Raw genomic sequence first — 22,794 nt, 5'->3', positions numbered from 1 at the left:
GTCGGTCACTTTTCGGTCTTAATCCGCCAAATGGGCGTTTACGCTCGCCGCATGACGGAAATGGCAGCGTCCCGAGCGCGTACGGGTGGCCCTTCGGGCGACGACGGCATGAAGCTGCTCGAGCATGCGCTCGGCTGGGCCCTGGTCGTGGTCGTCGCGATGCTCGTGACCGGCCTGGGGCTCATTTAGGGCCTGTCTGGTGGATCTCCGCGGCGGGCTGCCCGATGAGCATCGAGGGCGCTCCCGCCACCCGGGTCAGGATGATCACGCACGAGTTCGGCCCCGACAGCTTGAGCTTCCTGCGCAGGTCGTCCGGCTCGATCGCGGAGCCCCGCTTCTTGATCACGGCCACACCGATCTCCCGCTTGCGCATGAGCGCCTTCAACGCCTTGAGGCCGAACGGCAGCACATCGGTGATCTCGTACGCGCTCGCGTACGGCACCGGCCGCAGCTCGTCAGCCGTCACATAGGCGATCGTCTCGTCGATCAGCCCGCCGCCCACCGCCTCGGCGGCCTCCGCCACCAGATGGGCCCGGATCACGGCCCCGTCCGGCTCGTACAGCCACCGCCCCACCGGCCGCACGGCAGGGTCCGGCAGGCCCCGCCCCACCACCGAGGTCCCGCCCGGCAGCAGTGTGGCCCGCCGCGTCCCCGGCTCCGTGCCGAACCAGAGCACGGCCTCCTTCACATCACCGCCGTCCGAGATCCACTCCGCCTCGGCCTCCGCCGGAACCGCCTCGTGCGGCACCCCGGGCGCGATCTTCAGCGCGGCGAACGGCGCCTTGCGGGCGGCCCCCACCGCCCACGACAGCGGCGGCGAGTACGCCTCCGGGTCGAAGATCCGGCCCCGCCCGCCCCGCCGCGCCGGGTCCACGAAGACCGCGTCGTACGCCCCCGTGTCGACCTCCGCCACATCCGCGCACCGCACCTCGATCAGCGCGCTCAGTCCGAGCGCCTCCGCATTGGCCTTCGCCACCGCGCAGGTCAGCGGATCCCGGTCCACCGCCAGCACCTCCACCCCCGCCCGGGCCAGCGCGATCGCGTCCCCGCCGATGCCGCAGCACAGATCGGCCAGCCTGCGCACGCCGAGCGCCGTGAACCGGCCCGCCCGGTACGCCGCGACGGACGTGCGCGTCGCCTGCTCGACCCCGTTCGGCGTGAAGTACATCCGGTACGCGTCCTCGCCGAACTTCGCCGCCGCCCGCTGCCGCAGCCGCGCCTGCGCCAGGGCGGCCGACACCAGCCCCGCCGGGTGCTCACGGCGCAGCCGGGTGGCCACGGCCAGCTCCTGGCCCGGGTCGTAGTCCCGCAGGGAGGCGAGGAGGGCCTGCCCGTCGGAGGTCAGCAGGGCGGAGAAGGCGTCAGGATCCACGCGTCCATTGTCGCAACCCGGCTCCACCGGTTACGCGACGGCGACCGCCGCCAGTCCGCAGAGCCCCGCGACCAGCCACTGCACGCCCGCCGTGACCGGCCGCCGCCGGCGCCCGCAGGCGTACGCGACGACCGCCACGACGAGCGCGGCGGCGCCGAAGGCGAGGGTGAGGGTCCAGCCGGTGTCCGGGGCGCGGTCGGCGCCCCGGGCCAACTGGGTGAGCCCGTAGAGGAGCGAGCCCAGGCAGAGCGCGCCGGCCTCGGCGGCGAACAGGACGAAGGCGAGGAGGGGGTCGCCGAGGCGGTAGGACGGGGCAGTTGGCATGAGGGCAGGCTGCCCCGGAACCATGGGCTCCGACCCGGCGTTGTCCGAACCGAGACCTGCGGAGCGGGCTCGCGCCACGGCGCGACATTGGCACTCCGCTTGACCGAGTGCTAAGACCGTCCTAGTCTCGGATCTGGCACTCAGCACTGCCGAGTGCCAGCAACACAGCGACGGGCAGGTCCGGCACCCGCGACGACGGGCCTACCAGGTCGCCACCCCATACAGACACTCCCGTGAGCCCTTTGAAGGGGGAGGTCGGATCGTGACGACCGCCAGCACCAAGGTTGCCATCAAGCCGCTTGAGGACCGCATTGTGGTCCAGCCGCTCGACGCCGAGCAGACCACGGCCTCCGGCCTGGTCATCCCGGACACCGCCAAGGAGAAGCCCCAGGAGGGCGTCGTCCTGGCTGTGGGCCCGGGCCGTTTCGAGGACGGTCAGCGCCTGCCGCTCGACGTGTCCGTCGGCGATGTCGTGCTGTACAGCAAGTACGGCGGCACCGAGGTCAAGTACAACGGCGAGGAGTACCTCGTCCTCTCGGCCCGCGACGTCCTCGCGATCGTCGAGAAGTAATCCGGGAATTCCCAGAAGTTCCGGAACAGCAGTGACCACGCCCCGGGCATCCGCGTCATCCGACCGGGGGCCCGGGGCGTGGTCTTTGTCGAAGACCCAAAAAGACGACGAGGTATTCCGCCGGTATGGCCAAGACCCTGAAGTTCGACGAGGACGCCCGTCGCGCCCTTGAGCGTGGCGTGAACAAGCTCGCCGACACCGTGAAGGTGACGATCGGCCCCAAGGGCCGCAACGTCGTCATCGACAAGAAGTTCGGCGCCCCGACCATCACCAACGACGGCGTGACCATCGCCCGCGAGGTGGAGCTCGACGACCCGTACGAGAACCTCGGCGCGCAGCTGGTGAAGGAGGTGGCCACCAAGACCAACGACGTCGCCGGTGACGGCACCACCACCGCCACCGTCCTCGCCCAGGCGCTCGTCCGCGAGGGTCTGCGCAACGTGGCCGCCGGCGCTTCCCCCGCCTCCCTGAAGAAGGGCATCGACGCGGCGGTCAAGGCCGTCTCGGACGAGCTGCTGCGCACCGCCCGCCCGATCGAGGGCAAGGAGGACGTCGCCGCCGTCGCCGCCCTGTCCGCCCAGGACAAGCAGGTCGGCGAGCTGATCGCCGAGGCGATCGACAAGGTCGGCAAGGACGGTGTCATCACCGTCGAGGAGTCCAACACCTTCGGTCTGGAGCTGGACTTCACCGAGGGCATGGCCTTCGACAAGGGCTACCTGTCCCCGTACTTCGTCACCGACCAGGAGCGCCTCGAGGCCATCCTGGACGACCCGTACATCCTGGTCACCCAGGGCAAGATCAGCTCGATCCAGGAGCTGCTGCCCCTCCTGGAGAAGATCATCCAGGCCGGTGCCTCCAAGCCGCTGCTGATCATCGCCGAGGACGTCGAGGGCGAGGCCCTCTCCACCCTCGTCGTCAACAAGATCCGCGGCACCTTCAACGCGGTCGCGGTCAAGGCCCCCGGCTTCGGTGACCGCCGCAAGGCCATGCTCGGCGACATCGCCACCCTCACCGGTGCGACCGTCATCGCCGAGGAGGTCGGCCTCAAGCTCGACCAGGCCGGTCTGGACCTGCTCGGCACCGCCCGCCGCGTGACCGTCACGAAGGACGACACGGTCATCGTCGACGGTGCCGGTGAGAAGGCCGAGATCGAGGGCCGGGTCAACCAGATCAAGGCCGAGATCGGCAACACCGACTCCGACTGGGACCGCGAGAAGCTCCAGGAGCGCCTCGCCAAGCTGGCCGGCGGCGTGTGCGTCATCCGCGTCGGCGCGGCCACCGAGGTCGAGCTCAAGGAGAAGAAGCACCGTCTGGAGGACGCCATCTCCGCGACCCGCGCCGCGGTCGAGGAGGGCATCGTCTCCGGTGGTGGCTCCGCTCTCGTCCACGCCGTCAAGGTGCTGGAGGGCGACCTCGGCAAGACCGGCGACGAGGCCACCGGTGTCGCGGTCGTCCGCCGCGCCGCCGTCGAGCCGCTGCGCTGGATCGCCGAGAACGCGGGCCTTGAGGGCTACGTCATCACCTCCAAGGTCGCGGAGCTGGAGGCCGGTCACGGCTTCAACGCCGCCACCGGCGAGTACGGCGACCTGGTGAAGGCCGGCGTCATCGACCCGGTCAAGGTCACCCGCTCCGCCCTGGAGAACGCGGCCTCCATCGCGTCCCTCCTGCTGACGACGGAGACCCTCGTCGTCGAGAAGAAGGAAGAGGAGCCCGCCGACGCCGGTCACGGCGGCCACGGGCACTCGCACTGACGCGTGGCGCGTGACGCGTAGCGCGTGGCGCCTGGCGCGTACGACGAAGGCCTCTGTTCCCCGCCCGGGAACAGAGGCCTTCGGGCTTTCCCGTACGAGCACTACGACGGCAGTTCGACCACGCCGAGCTGGCGCAGCATGCCCAGGAAGTCCCAGTGCCACCAGCCTTCCTTGATCCTGCCGTCCTCGAACCGGAAGGTCGTGGTGCCGACCATCTCGACCGGCTTCCCGGTCGGCGGCATACCCCGCATCTCTCCGGTGTTCGTCCCGCGCCAGGTCCAGCGGGTCACCACTCGGTCGCCCTCGGCCACCTGGTCCTCGATGGTGAACCTGAAGTCCGGGAAGCCCCGGCGGTAGCCGAGTGCCTCCTCCCGGAACGCGTCGGCGCCCCGGGTGTCCTGCTCGTTGGCGACATCGTGGTCGCGGTAGTCGCGCGCGACCAGTTCGTTGAACGCCGCCGCGTTGTCCGTGCCGATGATCTGCTCGAACAGGCGGCGCGCGGCGTCCTTGTTGAGCTGCGCGTCACGGACCACGTCCAGGTCCGTGAAGGTCGGCATCTCGTCACAGAGCGCCACCATTTCCTGGAAGATCTTGTCGGTCTCCGGGAGCTTGGAGTTGCGCATCGCGTCCTCGTACGAGGGAAACTCCACGATCTCCACGTAGTGGTCGTCCGCCGACCGGTCCTTCGCGATCACCGCGTGGGTCGCCGTCCGCCTGCCCTGCGTCGCCTCGACCCACGAGTCCATGAGCCGGTTCATGTCGTCGTACCTGGTGGTCTTGCAGTCGATGATCTGGACGAATGTCATGGCGCCTCCAAGGGTCCATGCCCGATCCCCAACGATCCCCGAGGACCAGTTTAGGCCGGAATGTCCATTCGGCCCGGGCTGGTCCCGCGCAGGCGCCCTAGTCCCGGGGATACCGGGGTCCGTACTTCCGCCCAGCCTTCGTCGAGAACCGCCCGAACACCCCGCTCGGCGCCATCCGCGTCGCCGTCACCACCGCCTTGTACCGCGCGTCCGGCACGCTCAGTGACTTCCCCCGGGCCAGATCCCGGATCGCCGCCGCCACCACCTTGTCGGCGTCCAGCCACGCCCACTCCGGGATCGCCCTCGCGTCCATCCCGGCCCGCTCATGGAACTCCGTACGCACGAATCCCGGGCACAGCGCGAGCAGCCGTACGCCTGTGCCCGCCAGCTCCTTGTCCACTCCCTGCGTGAAGCTCACCACCCACGACTTGCTCGCCCCGTACGTCCCGCGCGGCAGGAAGGCCGCCACCGAGGCGACATTGACGACATAGCCCCGGCGCCGCTCCCGCATCACCTCCACCGCCGCGCCCGTCAGCCGGAGCACCGCCTCGATGTGCACCTTGACCATCGTCAGCTCGTCCGCCATCGCCGCGTCCCCGAACGGCGCACGGTTGCCGAACCCCGCGTTGTTCACCAGCAGCCCCACCGGCCGGTCCCGGTCCCGCAGCCGCGTCTCGACCGCCTCGATGCCCTTGTCCGTCGACAGATCCGCCGGCAGCACCTCCACGGACACCGCGTACCGCTCCCGCAGCTCCGACGCGTACTCCTCCAGCCGCGCTTCGTCGCGCGCGACGAGCACGAGCGCGTGGCCGTCCCCGGCGAGGCGGCGCGCGAACGCGGCGCCGATGCCTGCGGTCGCCCCTGTGATGAGTGAAGTCGTCATAACTGCAGGCTAACGCGGCGTCAGGCGAGTGCGGGCGTACGGCGCGGGAGGTGGTGCCGGTCCGGGGCCTGCGGGGCTGGGAGTCCTGGACCGACATATTTACGTGCGTCACGGGTCGGCCGTGGAGGACCCGGCATGCCGCACACAAATATGCGGAGCGTCCAGGACCCCCACCCCTCCGGCCCCGGCCCTCCCGTTCGTTGTCGGCGGACGGAGTCCGGCGCAGCCGTTCGAAGCAAGCGCAGCGCCCGCGAGGGCGGCGTTGAGGGTTGGAATCGCCCACCCCTCCGGCCCTGGCCCTCCCGTTCGTTGTCGGCGGGCGGAGTCCGGCGCAGCCGTTCGAAGCAAGCGCAGCGCCCGCGAGGGCGGCGTTGAGGGTTGGAATCGCCCAGCCCTGCGGCCCCGGCCCTCCCGTTCGTTGTCGGCGGGCGGAGTCCGGCGCAGCCGTTCGAAGCAAGCGCAGCGCCCGCGAGGGCGGCGTTGAGGGTTGGAATCGCCCAGCCCTGCGGCCCCGGCCCGCACGGTGCCGGCCCTAGGGTCCGGCGGGGCGGCTCAGGCGCTTGCGGATCTGGGCCATGTCCGCCTCCGGGAGGGCGTCGGCGGCGAGGAGGCGGGGGAGGAGGTCCGGCTCGGTCGTCACGGCGCGGAACTGCAGGGCTACGGTGACGTCGTGGTGGTCGGGTTGGTGGATGATCTCGATCGGGTCGTCCGCCGTGATCTCGCCCGGTGTGATGACCCGGAGGTACGCCCCGGGCACGGCTGCTGTGGTGAAGCGCTTGATCCAGCCGCCGCGGTCCAGCCAGCCCTGGAAGGTGCCGCAGGGGATGCGGGAGCAGGTGACCTCCAGGACTACCTCGTGGCCGATCCGCCAGCGCTCGCCGATCAGGGCGCCGTTCACATCCAGCCCGGCGGTGGTCAGGTTCTCGCCGAAGACCCCGTTCGGGAGGACGCGGCCGAGCTCCGGCTGCCACGCGTCCAGGTCCTCGCGTGCGTACGCGTACACCGCCTGGTCCGTCCCGCCGTGATGGGCGAGGTCGTACACGCGGTCGCCGGCCAGGCCCACGTCGCCGGTGCCCTTGGGGCCGGGGGCGGTGACGCGTACGGGGCCGTCGACCGGGCGTTTGTCGATGCCGGTGACGTCGGGGCCGGTCTTCCAGGGGTTGGCCCGGGGGCGGCCCACGTTCACGGACAGCAGTTTCATACGGAGACGGTAGGCGGCGGAGTGCGGGCGCCGCGAGCGGTTTACGCGAGGGCGGCCAGGAGCCGGTCGACGTCGGCCACGTCGTTGTAGAGGTGGAAGGCGGCCCGCAGATGCCCCGCCCGGGCCGAGACGCGGATGCCGGCGGTGGCGAGGGCGGCCGCCGAGTCACCGAGGCCGGGGACGGAGACGATGGCGGAGGGGGCGGCGCCGGAGGGCACGGCCTTGTGGCCGAGCCGTTCGACGCCGGAGCGGAAGCGCTCGGCGAGGGCCACGTCGTGGGCGCCGATCGCGGGGACGCCGAGCTCCTCGATGAGGGAGAGGGAGGCCGCGCCGGCGAGGTGCAGGAGGAAGGGTGGCATGACGTCGTAGCGCCGCGCGGAGTGCGCGGTCTCGGCGACGGGGCCGTAGCACTCGCCCCAGGGGTCCTCGGCGGCGTACCAGCCGGCGAAGTGCGGGGAGACCCAGTCGTCCGCGCCCTCGCGGACGGTGAGGAAGGAGACGCCGCGGGGGCAGAGCAGCCATTTGTAGGCGCCGCAGACGACGTAGTCGTAGCCGGCGCCGGCCACGGGGAGCCAGCCGGCCGCCTGGGTGGCGTCCAGGAGCACCCGGGCGCCGTGGGCGGCGGCGGCCTCCCGTACGGCGGGTAGGTCGGCCACGCGGCCGTCGGCGGACTGGACGGCGCTGACGGCTATCAGCGAGGTGCCGGCGCGGACGGCGTCGGCGATGCCCTCCAGGGGGACGATGCGCAGGGTGACGTCCGGCCGGGTGGCGAAGGGGTTCACCAGGGAGGCGAAGTCGCCGTCGGCGACGATGACCTCCGCGCCCCGGGGGAGCCCGGCGGCGATCAGCCCGACGTGGGTGGTGACGGCGGAGCCGACGGCGACGCGCTCGGGGGAGACGCCGGTGAGCCGGGCGTAGGCCCCGCGGACCGCGGCCGTGGTGGCCTCGTTCTCCTCGAAGCTGTCGGTGCCGTCGGCCCAGCGGTCGGTGCCGTGCCGCAGGGCGTCGGCGGCGCGGCGCGGGCCGATGCCCGCGGAGGCGGTGTTGAGGTAGGTCGTCCGCGGGGCGAATTCCGCGCGGACCAGCGTCTCGAAGGTCTCGAAGCTCATCTCAGGAGCCTGGACCGGCGCCGCGCCAAAGTCCATGGGGCGTAGCTTGCTCCGTTCGGGTGGCGGCGGCTTGCCGCCACCCGATTGAGGAAACGTTTCGTCAATTGGTGTGGGCGCTCATGATCCGGTTTCGCGACCGGCCCATCATCTCCTCGCGCTCGTCCTCGGTCAGTCCGCCCCAGACGCCATAGGGCTCGCGGACCGCCAGTGCATGCGTCGCGCACTCGGCTCGTACGGGACAGCGCATGCACACCTCTTTCGCTGACGCTTCGCGCGCACTCCGGGCCGCGCCTCGCTCGCCCTCCGGGTGGAAGAACAGCGAGCTGTCGACGCCGCGGCAGGCGGCGACGAGCTGCCAGTCCCAGAGGTCGGCGTTCGGGCCCGGGAGGCGGGAGAAGTCTGCCATTGCTCATCTCCTCAAGAGGTGGGCTGTGGGGCACGGTGCCCTCGACCGTACATCTACCATCGAAGTAGATGTAAATATGATTCATCACAAGAACGCCACCGAACTCCCGCCATGCGGGTAAAAAGCCGCCAAACAGGCAAAAACTGACATTGCCCCCCGGTCGGCGGGTTGCGTGTCCTGCAAGTGGGCGCGCGAAGTGCTTCCGTCTGTGCCCCGGTGGACCCCTGCGACCTGCGACGTAGCTGATCCGTGTCCGTACGCGCACATAGAGTGCGCGAGATGCCCGCCAAACTCCGTAACTCTTTCGAGTGAGGGTCGTTGAAGGTGCGGAAGTGGTTGGCGGTCGGACTAATCGGGCAGCTGCCCGAAGCCGTCAGCCCCACCGGTGACGATTCGTACAGCCTGGAGGCTCAACGTGACGCGGATCAGCTGCGGAGGACGGTCATGACTTCCGTCCTCGTCTGCGACGACTCCCCGCTTGCCCGAGAGGCCCTGCGCCGCGCGGTGGCGACCGTGCCCGGCGTCGAGCGCGTAACGACCGCGGCCAACGGCGAGGAAGTCCTCCGCCGCTGGGGCGCCGACCGCTCGGACCTCATTCTCATGGACGTCCGGATGCCGGGCCTGGGCGGTGTGGAAACGGTTCGGCGGCTGCTGTCCGCCGACCCCGGCGCACGCATCATCATGCTCACCGTCGCCGAGGACCTCGACGGTGTGGCGCTGGCGGTGGCCGCCGGTGCGCGCGGCTATCTGCACAAGGACGCCTCGCGCGCCGAACTGCGGGCCACGGTCACCCAGGCGCTCGCCGACCCGACCTGGCGGCTCGCCCCGCGCCGGCTGCGGTCCGCGGAGATGGGTGCGGCGCCGACGCTGACGGCACGTGAGATCCAGGTGCTGGAGGGCATGAGCCATGGCCGCTCCAACGCGGAGATCGGCCGCGAGCTCTTCCTCTCCGAGGACACTGTGAAGACCCACGCGCGACGGCTCTTCAAGAAGCTCGGCGCCTCGGACCGCGCGCACGCCGTGGCTCTCGGTTTCCGCTGGGGCCTGGTGCGCTGAGCGTGACGGCCGCTCCGCTCGTACCGCTTTCCGGAGCGAGGACGCATGCTTGACGTATGGGACTCATCGGGGACGAGCGGGCGGAGCGGTACGCAGTGCCTCCTACTGGGGTGGTGGCCGGGTGGCGGGTGGGAGGGTCGGCTTGTGCATGAGCGGCATGAGCGACATGAGCGGGTGCATGACATGACAGCCGTGACGGCGGCCGGTGCGATCCCACGCGACACTTCGGATAACGCTTCGGACCAGACTTCCGGACGCGATGCGACGGATCGTCCGGCGGCGAGGCACTATGGACGGATGCGCGACGAGGCGACCGGTAACGAGACAGGTATTGGCGCCCTCGTCCGTCGCGCCGTCGACGGCGACGAGCAGGCCACCCATGATCTGCTGGCCCGGGTGCACCCCCTGGCGGAGCGCTACTGCCGTACCCGGCTGTCCCGGCTGCCCGGCGACGCACGTCACTTCGTGGACGACCTCGCACAGGAGGTCTGCCTGGCCGTGCTGTGCGCCCTGCCCCGATACCGGGACCAGGGCCGTCCCTTCGAGGCCTTCGTCTTCGGCATCGCCGCCCACAAGGTCGCCGATCTGCAGCGAGCCGCGATGCGCGGGCCGGGCAGCACTGCCGTTCCCTCGGACGAGATGCCCGAGCAGCCCGACGACTCCCTGGGCCCCGAGGAGCGCGCGCTGCTCAGCAGCGACGCCGAATGGGCCAAGCAACTGCTCGCCAACCTCCCGGAGCACCAGCGCGAGCTGGTCCTGCTGCGGGTCGCGGTCGGGCTGAGCGCCGAGGAGACCGGCCTGAAGCTCGGCATGTCCCCGGGGGCCGTACGGGTGGCCCAGCACCGGGCGCTGAGCAGGCTGCGGGCACTGGCCGAGGAGACGACCCAGGCCCCGGTGGACGTAGAGGGGCCGAAAGGCCTGAGCGCGTAGGGCTTGCGTCCGACCGGCGTGTTCCGTCGAGCCCAGTACCATGGGTCATCTCGCCGGGCAAGACCATGGAGAAGGTGTCATGACGCTGAACGCCGACGGAGTAGCCGCAAAATTCGGGCTGCTCGGACTCACCTACGACGACGTGCTGCTGCTGCCGGGCGCGTCCGAGGTGCTGCCGAATCAGGTCGACACCTCGTCGCTGGTCTCCCGCAACGTCCGGGTCAACATCCCGCTGCTGTCCGCCGCCATGGACAAGGTCACCGAGGCCCGGATGGCCATCGCCATGGCCCGCCAGGGCGGCGTCGGCGTCCTCCACCGCAACCTGTCCATCGAGGACCAGGCCAACCAGGTGGACCTCGTCAAGCGCTCCGAGTCCGGCATGGTCACCGACCCGATCACCTGCCACCCCGACGCCACGCTCGCCGAGGCGGACGCGCTCTGCGCGAAGTACCGGATCAGCGGTGTCCCGGTGACGGACCCGGCCGGCAAGCTGCTCGGCATCGTCACCAACCGCGACATGGCCTTCGAGACCGACCACTCCCGCCAGGTCCGCGAGGTCATGACCCCCATGCCGCTGGTCACGGGCAAGGTCGGCATCTCCGGCGTCGAGGCCATGGAGCTGCTGCGCCGCCACAAGATCGAGAAGCTGCCGCTGGTCGACGAGGACGGCCGCCTCAAGGGCCTCATCACCGTCAAGGACTTCACCAAGGCCGAGAAGTACCCCAACGCCGCCAAGGACGCCGAGGGCCGCCTGCTGGTCGGCGCGGCGGTCGGTGCCAGCCCCGAGGCGCTGGAGCGGGCCCAGGCGCTGGTCTCCGCGGGGGCCGACTTCATCATCGTCGACACCTCGCACGGCCATAACAGCAATGTCCTGAGCTGGATCTCCAAGATCAAGTCCGGCGTGCCGGTGGATGTCATCGGCGGCAACGTCGCCACCCGCGACGGTGCCCAGGCCCTCATCGACGCAGGCGTCGACGGCGTCAAGGTCGGCGTCGGCCCCGGCTCCATCTGCACCACCCGCGTCGTCGCCGGCGTCGGTGCCCCGCAGGTCACCGCGATCTACGAAGCCGCGCTGGCCTGCCAGGCCGCGGGCGTCCCGGTGATCGGCGACGGCGGCCTCCAGTACTCCGGCGACATCGGCAAGGCCCTCGTGGCCGGCGCCAGCACCGTCATGCTCGGCAGCCTGCTCGCCGGCTGCGAGGAGTCGCCCGGCGAACTGATGTTCATCAACGGCAAGCAGTTCAAGTCCTACCGGGGCATGGGCTCGCTCGGCGCCATGCAGTCCCGCGGCCAGGCCAGGTCCTTCTCCAAGGACCGCTACTTCCAGGCCGAGGTCTCCTCCGACGACAAGCTCGTCCCCGAGGGCATCGAGGGCCAGGTCCCCTACCGGGGTCCGCTGGGCGCGGTCCTTCACCAGCTCGTCGGCGGTCTCCGGCAGACCATGGGATATGTCGGTGCGGCCTCGATCGACGAGATGGAGTCCAAGGGCCGGTTCGTACGGATCACCGCGGCCGGGCTCAAGGAGTCCCACCCGCACGACATCCAGATGACCGTCGAGGCCCCGAACTACCAGGCGCGCTGATTTTCAGCCCGTCCGGCGTTTGAGGACACGCCCGGAGGGCGTTCGGGGTCCGGGGCGGAGCCCCGGGGCGCGCACGAGCCCGGTGTCCAGAAATGGGACACTGGGCGGGCAAGCCACGAAGGAAAGGCATAGCGACAGTGACTGAGATCGAGATCGGGCGGGGCAAGCGGGGCCGCAGGGCCTACGCATTCGACGACATCGCCGTCGTCCCGAGCCGGCGGACCCGGGACCCGAAGGAGGTCTCGATCGCCTGGCAGATCGATGCCTATCGCTTCGAGCTGCCGTTCCTCGCGGCGCCCATGGACTCGGTGGTCTCTCCGGAGACGGCGATCCGCATCGGCAACCTCGGCGGCCTCGGGGTGCTGAACCTCGAAGGGCTGTGGACCCGCTACGAGGACCCGGAGCCGCTGCTCGCGGAGATCGCGGAACTGGACGACGCGGCGGCCACCAAGCGGCTGCAGGAGATCTACGCGGAGCCGATCAAGGAAGAGCTGATCGGCCAGCGCATCAAGGAGGTGCGCGACGCGGGCGTCGTCACCGCCGCCGCGCTCTCGCCGCAGCGCACCGCTCAGTTCAGCAAGGCGGTCGTGGACGCGGGAGTCGACCTCTTCATCATCCGCGGCACCACGGTCTCCGCCGAGCACGTCAGCGGCTCGCACGAGCCGCTGAACCTCAAGCAGTTCATCTACGAGCTCGATGTGCCGGTCATCGTCGGCGGCTGCGCCACGTACACCGCCGCGCTGCACCTGATGCGTACGGGCGCGGCCGGCGTCCTCGTCGGCTTCGGCGGCGGGGCGGCCCACACGACCCGCAATGTGCTCGGCATCCAGGTGCCGATGGCGACCGCGGTCGCCGACGTGGCGGCTGCCCGCCGCGACTACATGGACGAGTCGGGCGGCCGCTACGTGCACGTCATCGCGGACGGCGGCTTCGGCGCCAGCGGCGACCTGCCGAAGGCCGTCGCCTGCGGCGCGGACGCGGTGATGATGGGCTCCCCGCTCGCGCGGGCGACCGACGCGCCGGGCCGGGGCTTCCACTGGGGCATGGAGGCGGTCAACACCGAACTGCCGCGCGGGAAGCGGATGAACCTGGGCACCGCCGGCACGACGGAGGAGATCCTGCTGGGCCCGTCGCACGCGCCGGACGGGTCGATGAACTTCTTCGGGGCGCTGCGCCGTTCGATGGCCACGACGGGCTACAGCGACCTGAAGGAGTTCCAGCGCGTCGAGGTGACGGTGTCTCCGACGCACCACCGGTGAGGTCGCAGGTGACGTAGACAAACAGAGAGGCCCGGACGGCGCGAGAGGCGCCGTCCGGGCCTCTCCGCCTGCCGGGGTGTGCGGGGGATCAAGATATGCTCATGACACTCAGTCGGATTTTCATATCGCGTTCCGGCTGGGCCAAGGTGGGAATGAAGAGCCCACTCTGCTCGGGGGACTTGAGAGATGAGTGCAGTTCAGCCTGCTGTGACCGACCGCGCCCCGAACGCCGACCGGGATGCGCCGCGCGCCGCCGCATCCGGACGCCGCCATGCCCGCGGCAGCGGCCACAGCGCGGCGAGCACGGCCATGGTCTTCCTGCTGCCGGCCGCCGTGGCCCTCGGCTTCTCACTGCCCGGTATCGGCGACCGGCAGTTGTGGCGTGACGAGCACGCCACCTGGTGGGCCGCCTCGCTCTCCTTCGGGGATCTCGGCGCGCTCATCAAGAACATCGACGTGGTCTTCGCGCCGTACTACGTGGTGATGCACCTGTGGATCTCGGTCTTCGGCACCTCGCCGACCGCGATGCGCATTCCGGCGGCGGGCGCCATGGCCGTGGCGGCGGGCCTGCTCGGGCTCGTCGGACGGCGGTTGTTCACCGTGGGGACCGGGGTGCTGGCCGGGCTGCTGTTCGCCGTCGTCCCGACCGTGATCCGGTACGGGGAGGAGGCGCGACCGTACGCCTTCGCGGTGGCCTTCGCGCTGCTGTCCACGCTGTTGCTGCTGAGGGCCCTGGACCGGCCTGGTCCCAAGCGCTGGGCGCTGTACGGCGTGAGCATCCCGCTGATCGGCTGCAGCCACCTGGTGTCACTGTCGGTGCTGGCGGGCCATCTGGGCCTGGTCGTCATGGCGAAGCGCGGCGGCGACCGGACCGCGCACCGGGCGTTCGCCGCCGCGGCGGGCCTGGGAGTGTCCTTGGTGCTGCCGATGCTGGCGCAGGGGGCCGGCCAGAGTGGCCAGATCGCTTGGAACAACCCGACCCTCCAGGACCTGGGCGACTACCCGCAAGAGCTCTTCGGCTCCTGGGCGATCGGCGGCCCGGTCATGGTCATCGGCGTGTGGGGGCTGTACGTGGCCCGCCAGCACGCGGCGCTGCTCGCCCCGTGGGTGCTGCTGCCGCCGGTCCTGACCTACCTGACATCCGATCAGCTGCATCTCTTCCTGCCGCGCTATCTGCTGTTCACCGTCCCGGGCTGGCTGCTGCTCGCCGCTGCTGCCGCCATCGGTGCCGCCGACCGGCTGGCCAAGGAGTTCGTCGCGCGCGTGGGCGTCGGACGGCGGGGGGTCGTCACGGTGTTCGTGCTGGCCACCGTGGCGGTCTTCGCCGGGCTGGCCCAGCCCGGCATCGCGATCGCCCGGAAGAGCAACCCGGTCGAGCCGGACTACCGGCAGGCGGGACGGATCGTGGCCCGGTACCAGCAGGCGGGCGACGGCATCGCCTTCTCCGGTCACCTGTCCGAACGCCGCGCGATGGCCTACGAACTGCGCGACGACAGCGGGCGGCCGACAGAGGTACTGCTGTCCCGGACGGCACAGGAGAGCGGCACCTACAGCGGTGTCGAGTGCTCCGAGCCCGTGAAGTGCCTGGCCGGCACCGACCGGCTGTGGGTGGTGTCCACCTCGCAGACCGGTGTGACGCCCTTCGCCGACATGAGCGCGAAGACCGCCACCGCGCTGAACACGTACTTCACGGTGGTCCGTACCTACTCCCCGGCCAACGTCCGGGTCCTGCTGCTGGAACGCGTCAGATAGGCAGCGCTGCGGCGACGCGGCCGGTCCCGGCTCACTTCTTCGTGCCGAAGCCCGGCGCGAAGTAGATGGTGTATTCGCCGTCGCCGGTCCGGGTGCTGTCGACGACCTTGTGGACCCGGTATCCGGCCTTCTTCAGCGTGGGCTGGAGCGCGGTGTCGATGTCCGCGGTCTGGGTGAAGTCCAGTACGACGATCGAGTAGTAGCGGTCCGTGACGGCGGCCTGGAGGGCCGGTGCGCCAGTGAGGGTTTTCCTGGTCTCCGGGTCGGTGTAGCTCTTCCCGATGAGGTCCTGCCACTGCTGCCAGTTGGAGGATTCCCGCAGGTAGTACGCCGGGACGTCGTAGTTCTCGACGAGGTACTCGTCCTTGCCCTTGTGGACGTACGGCTTCAGGGCGGTCACCAGGCCCGAGGAGTGCGGCCATTCGCTGAACATGTACGCGGCCTGGCCCGCGCCCACGTAGCCGAGGGGGCCGATCACCAGAGCCGTGACCAGGACGCCCGCCACGACGTGGACCTTGTGCTTCAGCGTGAGGAAGACCCGGGCCAGCAGGATTCCGACCACGATGCAGGCGAACCAGGCGCCGAAGTCGACGTGCTTCTGCAGGGACAGCCAGGTGTGGATGCGGATCTGGTTCACCGGTGCGAGCAGTCCGCCGGCCAGCAGAACGAGGGCGAGCCAGAATGCGGACCGGTCGTTCTTCTCGCGCCGGGTGACGAACAGGGTCACCACGACACCGATGAGGGCCAGCACCAGCAGAGGGCCGACCCACTTCGCGGCTTCCTCCGCCACGTACGAGCGGGCGTCGGTGCCCGGCGCACGCATCAGGGTGGTGTGGGTGAAGCCGTCGATGTACAGGTCGGCCGATACGGCGGGCAGGAGAAGGGCCACCAGCCAGACGACCATGAGTTCCGCCCCGCGTCTCCACCGGGCGCCCTGCCAGGGCGATCCTCCGTGCCCGGCGAAGACGGCGATGCCCAGGATCACGGGTGTCCAGAGCAGCGAGGCGTACTTGGTCCAGTCGGCCAGCGCCAGGAAGACGGCGGCGCCGAGCATGCTGGGATATCCGCCGCCAGTGGTCAGCCGTACCGTGAAGTAGCCCGCCCAGGCGAGTGCCGCGAGCGCCATCGAGTCAAAGGTGGAGTATCCGCCCAGGAACTGGGTGGGCCCCAGGGCGGCGAAGGATGCGGCCGCGAAGAAGGCGGCCACGGAGCCGTGGAGCCGTCGGGTCGACAGATGGAGGGCGGTGGTGGCGGAGAGCATGAAGAACATGCTCAGCAGTCGCGTACCGCGCAGGCCGCCGACCATGTCGGCGAGCGCCACCACGACCGGGTAGATCACGGGTGAGCCGGAGAAGAAGGTCTCGTAGGTCGCGACCGGGCTGCCGTGCACGATGTGCGCGATTTCCTGGTACCCCGAGTAGATGTACGTTCCTTCGTCCACGAAGGCTGTGTTGGCGTCGGTGAGGCGGAACGAGAGAGCGCCCTGGACCAGCAGGACCGCGAGCAGCGGCAGCCAGTCGGTCCGCAGCGCCGGCCGGGGCAGCTTGGCCGGCCGCAGTGGCGCCCGCCTGCGGGCTGCCCGGGCAGCCCGCTTGGCCGCGGCGTCGGCCGGCAGCGTTCCGAGCGCCATCGTGGCGGGATCGTCCGGACCGGGACCACCCTGGCCGGGACCACCTTGGCCGGGACCGGCCGGCCGGTTGGGCGCCGGTCTTGTGCCGGTTCCCCGGCTGGCACCCTCTGGACGTATCCAGTGCCCATCTGAAGTCATTTGGCGGTCTTTCTCGCTCGGAAGGTCGGCGCCCGGACTCGACGGACCCCCCCGCCGGCCTATCGCTCACGTGTGTGGATGATAAGTCATCGTCTGTCGTTACCCCTGGGCGACGGGTCAGGACAGCCCGTTGTACGGAAGCCGCCAGCGCTGCGATGCTCCGTCGCGGCACGGCTGGAGCAGGGCGGTCACGTTCACCGCCAGGGATCCCCCGGTGGTGTCCAGGCAGCGGCCCGACCGTACGTGCTGCAGGCTGTGGTCAGGCCGGGCCGCCCATCTCTGGGCGGCGCTCCCGTTGCAGGCGGCCAGCACGGCCGTCGTCGTACCGCGACGCCCCGCCGACGGCTGCAGGCAGCGCCCGCCCGTCCGCAGTGAACCGTCGTTCCCCACGGTCCATGTCGTCTTCCCGGCATCGCCGCCGCACGCTCCGGTCACCACCGGGGCGGAAGGCTTGTCGCCGGACCGGCGCACCAGGCAGATCCCGGTTGCCCCCGAGGTGAGCACGCCCGCGGGCAGGCCGACGCTGTTGTGGAAGGAGAACGAGTAGGTGCGCAGGCCGACCCCGCCACTCCATATCTCGAAGCCTCCCGAGACCTTGCACAGATACGACGTGGGCGGGACATAGCCGCGTTGGAGGGCGTCAGCGGTGAAGAGGCGGAGGTTCAGCCGGCGGGCGGTATGCGTCGGCTTCGTCCTGACGTAGCTGATCACGCTGTGCGCACCGGTGATGGGTGCCTGGTAGACGATGTAGGAGGCATCCCCGAGCGTGACGGATCCCGGGAGCCGGCTTCCGGCGGGCGCGACGCTGTCGGTGGCGTCCAGCCAGATCATCAGCTCCGCACTCGACGCGGAGTCGCAGTTGCCGGCGGTCGGGCCGTACCAGAGGTCGAAGGCCATGTTGTACGAACCCGAGGCCGTACCCCAGGCGCTCCAGTCGCTGGTCGCGTCGCCGAGTCCGGTCACCGGCACGGGAAGCCCCTGTGTACCGGGAATGGTGGCGATGTTGGGGTAGGCGCCGGGGGCTTTGGGGGACGTCGCGACGAGCCGCCGTACGGCGGAGACGGTGAAGCCGGTGTTCCCGGGGGCGTCCAGGCACACCGTGCCGGAGGCGTTCCACCGGTTCGGCTCGACGCTGTACTTCCCGGCTCCCACCGCACGGCTGGGGAAGGGCTGCTGTGAGGAAGTGCACAGTTCACGCGTGCCGGTCGTGTGCCCGGGCGAGGTGGTGGAGCCGGAGCCGGAAGCGGGCCCGGGGGCGGTCTGGCCCGAACAGCCGCCGAGCAGGACGGTCAGGAGGCAGAATGCGGAGATCTTCCGTGCGCCTCGCGCCGCCCGCAGTCGGCTCAACGGGGTCTGGATCACGCCGGTGATCCTGTCACGATCTCATGTCGGTCCTGTTTCGGTGCCGGATGCATGCGACTTTGACCATACCTGCTCATGAATCTCTCATAATCCTTCACGTACTATCCTCATCTGTCAGATGAGGATTCTCAGATCCCACAGGAATCACCACCAGGTCCGGGTTCCCGGGGGGGAGCAGCATGACGGTCACCGAGGGTCTTCCGGTCGCTGGAGGGGGCAGGGATGCCGCCTCGCACCGGAAAGCGAGGCGTGGGCAGCCTCCCCGCACGCAGCGCGGACTGCTGCCCCAGCCGCCCGACAACGCGGAGAAGTACTCCTACACGAGCCGCAACCTGTGGGTGCTCACCTGCTTCTCCATCATCAGCTTCACCTGCCTGGTGGCGAGCCAGGTCTCCCTCGCCCGCTCCAGCGCGTGGCTCTGGGTCTACCTGCCGTTCCTGCTGTTCACGGTGGTGTACTACCTGATCTCCCTGCGGGTGAACGGCTTCACCAAGGACTTCGACCTCAAGGCCCACCGTGCCCTGGTGCGCGACTGGAGCCCCGAGCGCTACCCGACCGTCGACGTGTTCCTGCCCGTCTGCGGCGAGCCGATCGAGGTGCTGCACAACACCTGGACCCACGTTGCCCGGCTGCGTGACCGGTATCCCGGAGTTGTCACGCCGTATGTGCTGGACGACGGAGCGAGCCCCGAACTCGCCTCGATGGCAGTTGATTTCGGGTTTGTCTACGGAACCCGGCACAAGCGGGGCTGGTTCAAGAAAGCCGGCAACCTGCACTTCGGATTCCAGAATTCCGACGGCGAGTACATCCTCATCCTCGATGCCGACTTCGCCCCTCGGGATGATCTACTGGAGGAACTCCTCCCGTATATGGAGAAGGACCCGGATGTCGCGATAGTCCAGTCCCCGCAGTTCTTTCGGATTCTCGACTCCCAGAACTGGATCGAACGCGGTGCGGGCGCGGTGCAGGAGCTGTTCTACCGCTCCGTCCAGGTCTCCCGGCAGAGCAACGACGGTGCGATCTGCGTGGGGAGCTGCGCCGTCTACCGGCGTGCCGCCCTGGAGACCAATGGCGGGACCACGCTCATTGAGCACTCCGAGGACGTGCACACCGGGTTCGACCTGCGCGGGCTCGGATGGGATCTGCGGTATGTGCCGGTGGCCCTGTCGACCGGCGTCTGCCCGGACACCGCGGGTGCGTTCTTCAATCAGCAGTACCGCTGGTGCTCGGGCTCGATGAGCCTGCTGGGCAGCAAGAAGTTCTGGCAGGCCAATCTGCGGCCGGAATCCCGGCTGTGCTATATGTCGGGTTTCTTCTACTACATTCACACAGCCCTGTTCACCTTTGCCTCACCGCTCATCCCGATCGTGCTGCTGCTCGCGATGCCGGAGAAGCTGCAGATCATGAACATGGGGCTGGTCATTCCCAGCCTGGTGTACACCACCCTGATCTTCCCGCTCTGGCACCGGAATCCCTACCGGCTCGAGGCATGGGCGGCCCGGATGATGTACGGCTGGGCCCATCTCTTCGCCATTTTCGACATCCTCCGCCGCAATCGCATGGCCTGGCAGCCGACGGGTTCGAGCGGCGCCAAGAAGAACAAGACCAGGCGTTTCTGGATGGGCATCAGTGTCTGGGGCGGCGGAACCGCCCTGGTCTGGGTGGCCGCGGCGACCTGGCGCATGCTCACCATGGATCCGCTGGACTTCGCCCTTGTGCTGGCATCCGGTCTGTTCTACGCCGTGATCGTGGGCCGGGTTCTCGTTCAGCCGCGTTCGAGAGAAGTTGCGTGATCCCTCTGTCTGCCTACCGAACGGGCGCCACACCCCGGCGCACCCTTGCCCTGCTGTCCCTTCTGTCGGCCTGCCTCATGCTGCTGACCGCCTGCGGCCCGACCGGAGGCACGAGCACGGCCGACGGCGGCGCGAAGCCGGACAGCGGGGCCTCGGCCGGCGGGGAGACCGAGGCGGCCGAGGTCACTCCGTACGACGTCACCCCGCTGCTGAAGCCGGGCAAGAAGTACCTGGGTGCCGCGCTGACCGGAGTGCCCAAGTCGCTGAAGCCGCTCACCAAGTACACCGACACCATTGGCAAGCAGCCCAATGTGCTGGAGTACTACTCGGCCTGGGGCGACGGGTTCGACACCAGCGGCGTCCGCCGCGTCTACAACGCCGGTGCGCTGCCGTTCATGGCGTGGGAGCCCTTCAAGCCCTCGCTGGCATCTATCGCGAGCGGAAAGACCGACACGTACCTCAAGACCTTCGCGAAGAACGTCGCCGCCCTCAATCTCCCCATCGCCATCAGCTTCGGGCATGAGATGAACGGTGACTGGTACGCCTGGGGCCGGACGAAGACCACCGCGTCCGACTTCGTGAAGGCCTGGCGGCACATCCACGATGTCTTCGAGGAGACCGGCGCGACCAACGTGATCTGGGTGTGGACCCCCAACGTCATCAACCCCGCGCCCAACGTCAAGCTCAAGTCGTACTACCCCGGCGACGCCTATGTGGACTGGGCGGGCATGATCGGCTACTACACCCTCACCGGGGCGAAGACCTTCGACACCCTGTACGGGCCGACGATGCGTCAGATGCGTACGTTCACCAAGAAGCCTTTCTTCATCTCGGAGACCGCCTCCCAGGCGGGCGAGCGCCGCCGTGCGGACATCAACGACCTCTTCGACGGCGTCACGGCGAACAAGGATGTCGTCGGGTTCGTCTGGTTCAACATCCCGAAGCGCGCGGACTGGCGCATCGAGATCAGCCCGCTCGCTCTCGCGGAGTACAAGAAGCGTGCTGCGAACTCCCGCTTCGGCTTCGACATCAGGAAGCAGTAATGGACAGAGAGACTGACTCCTGGTTCAGCCCGGCGAGCCCGCCGCCCGCCTGGGACCCCACGCAGAACCAGTACCGTGCCAAGGAACCCGCCCCGTACCAGTTCGCCGCCGCTCCCGTCGCCGAACAGCCGTACCTGTACGAGCCGGAGCAGCCCTACCCGTACGAGCCGGAGCAGGCGTACGAGGCGGAGCAGCCCTACGAGCCGGAGCAGCCCTACGAGCCGGAGCAGGAGTACGAGGCCGAACCGGCGACGGAGAAGGCCGCGTACGAGATACCGGAGACCCCCGAGACCGGGTGGTCGGGGGCTCCCAGCCGCCGGCGCCGCTGGATCGGCCGGATCCTGCTGGCCGGCGTACTGCTCATCCAGGGACTGCTGTCCTTGCGGCTGGGCAACACGGCGGCCACCGACGAGGCCATTTCCCTGATCGTCGGCCACCAGGAATTCGACCACCTCTTCAACGGCACCGCGGTCACCACCGACCTGGTCCAGCAGTTCCCCGGTTCGCCCTCGCTGTATCCGGTGCTGGCAGCCGCCGCCGACGCGGCGTACGGGCTGGCCGGGGCGCGGCTGCTCAGTCTGCTCTTCGCGCTGGTCGGCACCGCGCTGCTCTACTCGCTGACCCGCCGCATGTTCAACGAACGCGTGGCCATCTGCAGCGCGGGCGCCTACGCCGTCCTGCAGTCCACCGCGGTCGTGGGCTACTACGCGGCCCCGGACGCCCTGGCGATCATGCTGGTCGCGATCGCCGCGTGGATCATCGTCTACTCCAATCGTGCCCCGGCCGCCGTCGTGCTCGCCGCGGCTCCGGCCGCGGCGCTCGCGGTCGCGGTGGAGCACGCGTCGGTGCTCGTACTCCCCACCCTCCTCCTGCTGGCGGTCCTCACCGCCTGGCCGCTGCCCACGAGGGGCCTGCTGCGCGGGTTTCTGCTGGGCGCGGCGACCCTCGCCCTGCTGTTCGCCACGGGTGTCCTCAGTGGCGTCCGGAACGGCACGTTCGCCCGCGGTCGGGGGACCGAGAGCGCCCTGTCGATCCTCAGCACCGCCGGTCAGTGGAGCGGCCTGCTGCTTCTGCTCGCCTTTGGCGGGGCGGTGGCCTACCTCTGGCGTGAGCGCATGAACGAGGTGGTCGACGCCGCGGTCGTCGCCAGCTCGCCGCTGCGACGCGCGGCACTGGGCCTGGTCCTGTGCGGGACGGGCCTGCTCCTCCCGCTGCTCCAGGCGCAGCTGCACACGTCCGCGGTGATGTTCCGGCACATCGGCCTCGGGCTGTTCTTCGCCGCGCCCCTGGCCGGGGTCGGCATCAGCCGGATGATGGGTGCCCACTTCCGTCAGCCCCAACTGGGCATCCTGGCATGGGTCCTGATGCTGGCCCTGGGCATCTCCCAGTCGACCCTGCGGTTCGGGGCGTGGCCGGACTCCACCCGGCTGGTCAGCGTGCTGCGCACGCACGTCAGCGCCAAGGGCCACTACCTCACCGAGGTGGAAGGGGTGCCGCAGTACTACCTTCGCGGAGTCACCGGCCCCGACCGGTGGACCTCGCTCCGGGACCAGAGCGCCTCCGCCACCGTCTCGGCCATCGAGAAGGGCCGCTACGACCTGATCCTGCTGGACGGTGCTTCGTCCACCGACAAGGACAAGGCCGCCACCAAGGCGATCCGCGCCAGTGGCCACTACCGGCTGATCGCCCAGCTCCCCTACCGCGTCTCCGGCGGGTCCGGAGCCTACCGGGTCTACGTCGCGCAGTAGCCCGCCCGTCCTGCTCGTTCCACCCGTCCTGCCCGTTCCGCACGTTCCACCCGTTCCGCACGTCTGCAAGGAGAAGCC

The 22,794-nt window shown here is 69.8% G+C and carries 20 protein-coding genes; 11 read left to right on the top strand and 9 right to left on the bottom strand.

The genetic code is table 11. The features are described 5' to 3' along the window. Positions 1-51: 51 nt before the first annotated feature. On the top strand, positions 52-189 hold the full coding sequence (locus OG607_RS17675) for an SCO1431 family membrane protein (protein WP_405724135.1): 138 nt from the start codon (positions 52-54) through the stop codon (positions 187-189). Here the strand turns inward: OG607_RS17675 and OG607_RS17670 are convergent. Both OG607_RS17670 and OG607_RS17665 read right to left on the bottom strand, forming a co-directional pair. Next, on the bottom strand, positions 182-1,372 hold the full coding sequence (locus OG607_RS17670) for a THUMP-like domain-containing protein (protein WP_405724134.1): 1,191 nt from the start codon (positions 1,370-1,372) through the stop codon (positions 182-184). The genes OG607_RS17675 and OG607_RS17670 overlap by 8 nt on opposite strands. 30 nt (positions 1,373-1,402) lie before the next feature. Then, positions 1,403-1,696, bottom strand: coding sequence for a DUF6234 family protein (locus OG607_RS17665; protein WP_405724133.1), 294 nt, complete (start codon positions 1,694-1,696; stop codon positions 1,403-1,405). A 262-nt stretch (positions 1,697-1,958) separates the two neighbouring features. Between OG607_RS17665 and groES the strand changes: the two genes are divergently transcribed. Together groES and groL are read left to right on the top strand one after the other, a co-directional pair. Next, entirely contained in the window at positions 1,959-2,267 is a 309-nt protein-coding gene (gene groES / locus OG607_RS17660; RefSeq protein WP_167986429.1) for a co-chaperone GroES, read from the top strand. A 125-nt stretch (positions 2,268-2,392) separates the two neighbouring features. Beyond that, positions 2,393-4,018 (top strand): chaperonin GroEL, encoded by a 1,626-nt coding sequence (groL, locus tag OG607_RS17655; RefSeq protein WP_329313553.1) that lies wholly within the window; start codon positions 2,393-2,395, stop codon positions 4,016-4,018. A 101-nt stretch (positions 4,019-4,119) separates the two neighbouring features. Here the strand turns inward: groL and OG607_RS17650 are convergent, their stop codons facing one another. From OG607_RS17650 to OG607_RS17630, 5 genes are all read right to left on the bottom strand, one after another. Further along, on the bottom strand, positions 4,120-4,824 hold the full coding sequence (locus tag OG607_RS17650; protein WP_405724132.1) for an ester cyclase: 705 nt from the start codon (positions 4,822-4,824) through the stop codon (positions 4,120-4,122). A 97-nt stretch (positions 4,825-4,921) separates the two neighbouring features. Beyond that, the gene (locus OG607_RS17645; RefSeq protein ID WP_405724131.1) at positions 4,922-5,707 is read right to left on the bottom strand and encodes an SDR family NAD(P)-dependent oxidoreductase; all 786 of its coding nucleotides are present in this window, start codon (positions 5,705-5,707) and stop codon (positions 4,922-4,924) included. 532 nt (positions 5,708-6,239) lie between these two features. Beyond that, positions 6,240-6,908: an MOSC domain-containing protein gene (locus tag OG607_RS17640; RefSeq protein ID WP_405724130.1), complete on the bottom strand. Its 669-nt coding sequence runs from the start codon at positions 6,906-6,908 to the stop codon at positions 6,240-6,242. Positions 6,909-6,949: 41 nt separating this feature from the next. Then, positions 6,950-8,017, bottom strand: a complete 1,068-nt coding sequence (locus tag OG607_RS17635) for an aminotransferase class V-fold PLP-dependent enzyme (RefSeq protein WP_405724129.1) — start codon at positions 8,015-8,017, stop codon at positions 6,950-6,952. Between the two features lie 100 nt (positions 8,018-8,117). Beyond that, positions 8,118-8,423, bottom strand: a complete 306-nt coding sequence (locus tag OG607_RS17630; RefSeq protein ID WP_405724128.1) for a WhiB family transcriptional regulator — start codon at positions 8,421-8,423, stop codon at positions 8,118-8,120. Positions 8,424-8,867: 444 nt separating this feature from the next. On the opposite strand from OG607_RS17630, the gene OG607_RS17625 reads away from it, so the two are divergent. The 5 genes from OG607_RS17625 to OG607_RS17605 all read left to right on the top strand — a co-directional run bounded on the left by OG607_RS17625 (position 8,868) and on the right by OG607_RS17605 (position 15,002). Beyond that, positions 8,868-9,479, top strand: coding sequence for a response regulator transcription factor (locus tag OG607_RS17625; protein ID WP_003948568.1), 612 nt, complete (start codon positions 8,868-8,870; stop codon positions 9,477-9,479). A 297-nt stretch (positions 9,480-9,776) separates the two neighbouring features. Beyond that, positions 9,777-10,409: a sigma-70 family RNA polymerase sigma factor gene (locus tag OG607_RS17620; RefSeq protein ID WP_405724127.1), complete on the top strand. Its 633-nt coding sequence runs from the start codon at positions 9,777-9,779 to the stop codon at positions 10,407-10,409. 79 nt (positions 10,410-10,488) lie between these two features. Next, positions 10,489-11,991: an IMP dehydrogenase gene (gene guaB, locus OG607_RS17615; protein WP_405724126.1), complete on the top strand. Its 1,503-nt coding sequence runs from the start codon at positions 10,489-10,491 to the stop codon at positions 11,989-11,991. Positions 11,992-12,128: 137 nt separating this feature from the next. Continuing rightward, the gene (locus tag OG607_RS17610; protein WP_329313539.1) at positions 12,129-13,250 is read left to right on the top strand and encodes a GuaB3 family IMP dehydrogenase-related protein; all 1,122 of its coding nucleotides are present in this window, start codon (positions 12,129-12,131) and stop codon (positions 13,248-13,250) included. Between the two features lie 186 nt (positions 13,251-13,436). Beyond that, the gene (locus OG607_RS17605; RefSeq protein WP_405724125.1) at positions 13,437-15,002 is read left to right on the top strand and encodes a glycosyltransferase family 39 protein; all 1,566 of its coding nucleotides are present in this window, start codon (positions 13,437-13,439) and stop codon (positions 15,000-15,002) included. A gap of 31 nt (positions 15,003-15,033) precedes the next feature. Here OG607_RS17605 and OG607_RS17600 read toward each other — a convergent pair whose 3' ends face one another. Together OG607_RS17600 and OG607_RS17595 are read right to left on the bottom strand one after the other, a co-directional pair. After that, positions 15,034-16,632 (bottom strand): hypothetical protein, encoded by a 1,599-nt coding sequence (locus OG607_RS17600; protein ID WP_405724124.1) that lies wholly within the window; start codon positions 16,630-16,632, stop codon positions 15,034-15,036. 255 nt (positions 16,633-16,887) lie between these two features. Beyond that, on the bottom strand, positions 16,888-18,132 hold the full coding sequence (locus tag OG607_RS17595) for a ricin-type beta-trefoil lectin domain protein (protein ID WP_405724123.1): 1,245 nt from the start codon (positions 18,130-18,132) through the stop codon (positions 16,888-16,890). Between the two features lie 179 nt (positions 18,133-18,311). Between OG607_RS17595 and OG607_RS17590 the strand changes: the two genes are divergently transcribed. Genes OG607_RS17590 through OG607_RS17580 form a run of 3 tightly spaced genes read left to right on the top strand, consistent with a single transcriptional unit; the run spans position 18,312 to position 22,716 of the window. Continuing rightward, the gene (locus tag OG607_RS17590) at positions 18,312-19,925 is read left to right on the top strand and encodes a glycosyltransferase family 2 protein (protein WP_405724122.1); all 1,614 of its coding nucleotides are present in this window, start codon (positions 18,312-18,314) and stop codon (positions 19,923-19,925) included. Further along, the gene (locus OG607_RS17585; RefSeq protein ID WP_405724121.1) at positions 19,922-20,968 is read left to right on the top strand and encodes a glycoside hydrolase family 26 protein; all 1,047 of its coding nucleotides are present in this window, start codon (positions 19,922-19,924) and stop codon (positions 20,966-20,968) included. Before OG607_RS17590 ends, OG607_RS17585 begins: the two co-directional genes overlap by 4 nt. Then, positions 20,968-22,716, top strand: a complete 1,749-nt coding sequence (locus OG607_RS17580; protein ID WP_405724120.1) for a glycosyltransferase family 39 protein — start codon at positions 20,968-20,970, stop codon at positions 22,714-22,716. The genes OG607_RS17585 and OG607_RS17580 overlap by 1 nt, the downstream gene beginning before the upstream one ends. Positions 22,717-22,794 lie beyond the last annotated feature (78 nt).

This window comes from Streptomyces sp. NBC_01537 (assembly GCF_045040445.1).
Classification (GTDB): domain Bacteria; phylum Actinomycetota; class Actinomycetes; order Streptomycetales; family Streptomycetaceae; genus Actinacidiphila.
This window is presented reverse-complemented; position numbering and strand designations above follow the sequence as displayed.

What these genes read in the sequence shown, in the direction of transcription:
- OG607_RS17635 (WP_405724129.1), bottom strand. Translation starts at nt 8,017, where the DNA reads ATGAGCTTCGAGACCTTCGAGACGCTGGTCCGCGCGGAATTCGCCCCG.
- OG607_RS17645 (WP_405724131.1), bottom strand. Translation starts at nt 5,707, where the DNA reads ATGACGACTTCACTCATCACAGGGGCGACCGCAGGCATCGGCGCCGCG.
- OG607_RS17580 (WP_405724120.1), top strand. Translation starts at nt 20,968, where the DNA reads ATGGACAGAGAGACTGACTCCTGGTTCAGCCCGGCGAGCCCGCCGCCC.
- OG607_RS17665 (WP_405724133.1), bottom strand. Translation starts at nt 1,696, where the DNA reads ATGCCAACTGCCCCGTCCTACCGCCTCGGCGACCCCCTCCTCGCCTTC.
- guaB (WP_405724126.1), top strand. Translation starts at nt 10,489, where the DNA reads ATGACGCTGAACGCCGACGGAGTAGCCGCAAAATTCGGGCTGCTCGGA.
- OG607_RS17620 (WP_405724127.1), top strand. Translation starts at nt 9,777, where the DNA reads ATGCGCGACGAGGCGACCGGTAACGAGACAGGTATTGGCGCCCTCGTC.
- OG607_RS17600 (WP_405724124.1), bottom strand. Translation starts at nt 16,632, where the DNA reads ATGGCGCTCGGAACGCTGCCGGCCGACGCCGCGGCCAAGCGGGCTGCC.
- OG607_RS17630 (WP_405724128.1), bottom strand. Translation starts at nt 8,423, where the DNA reads ATGGCAGACTTCTCCCGCCTCCCGGGCCCGAACGCCGACCTCTGGGAC.
- groL (WP_329313553.1), top strand. Translation starts at nt 2,393, where the DNA reads ATGGCCAAGACCCTGAAGTTCGACGAGGACGCCCGTCGCGCCCTTGAG.
- OG607_RS17590 (WP_405724122.1), top strand. Translation starts at nt 18,312, where the DNA reads ATGACGGTCACCGAGGGTCTTCCGGTCGCTGGAGGGGGCAGGGATGCC.
- OG607_RS17675 (WP_405724135.1), top strand. Translation starts at nt 52, where the DNA reads ATGACGGAAATGGCAGCGTCCCGAGCGCGTACGGGTGGCCCTTCGGGC.
- OG607_RS17640 (WP_405724130.1), bottom strand. Translation starts at nt 6,908, where the DNA reads ATGAAACTGCTGTCCGTGAACGTGGGCCGCCCCCGGGCCAACCCCTGG.
- OG607_RS17605 (WP_405724125.1), top strand. Translation starts at nt 13,437, where the DNA reads ATGAGTGCAGTTCAGCCTGCTGTGACCGACCGCGCCCCGAACGCCGAC.
- OG607_RS17650 (WP_405724132.1), bottom strand. Translation starts at nt 4,824, where the DNA reads ATGACATTCGTCCAGATCATCGACTGCAAGACCACCAGGTACGACGAC.
- OG607_RS17625 (WP_003948568.1), top strand. Translation starts at nt 8,868, where the DNA reads ATGACTTCCGTCCTCGTCTGCGACGACTCCCCGCTTGCCCGAGAGGCC.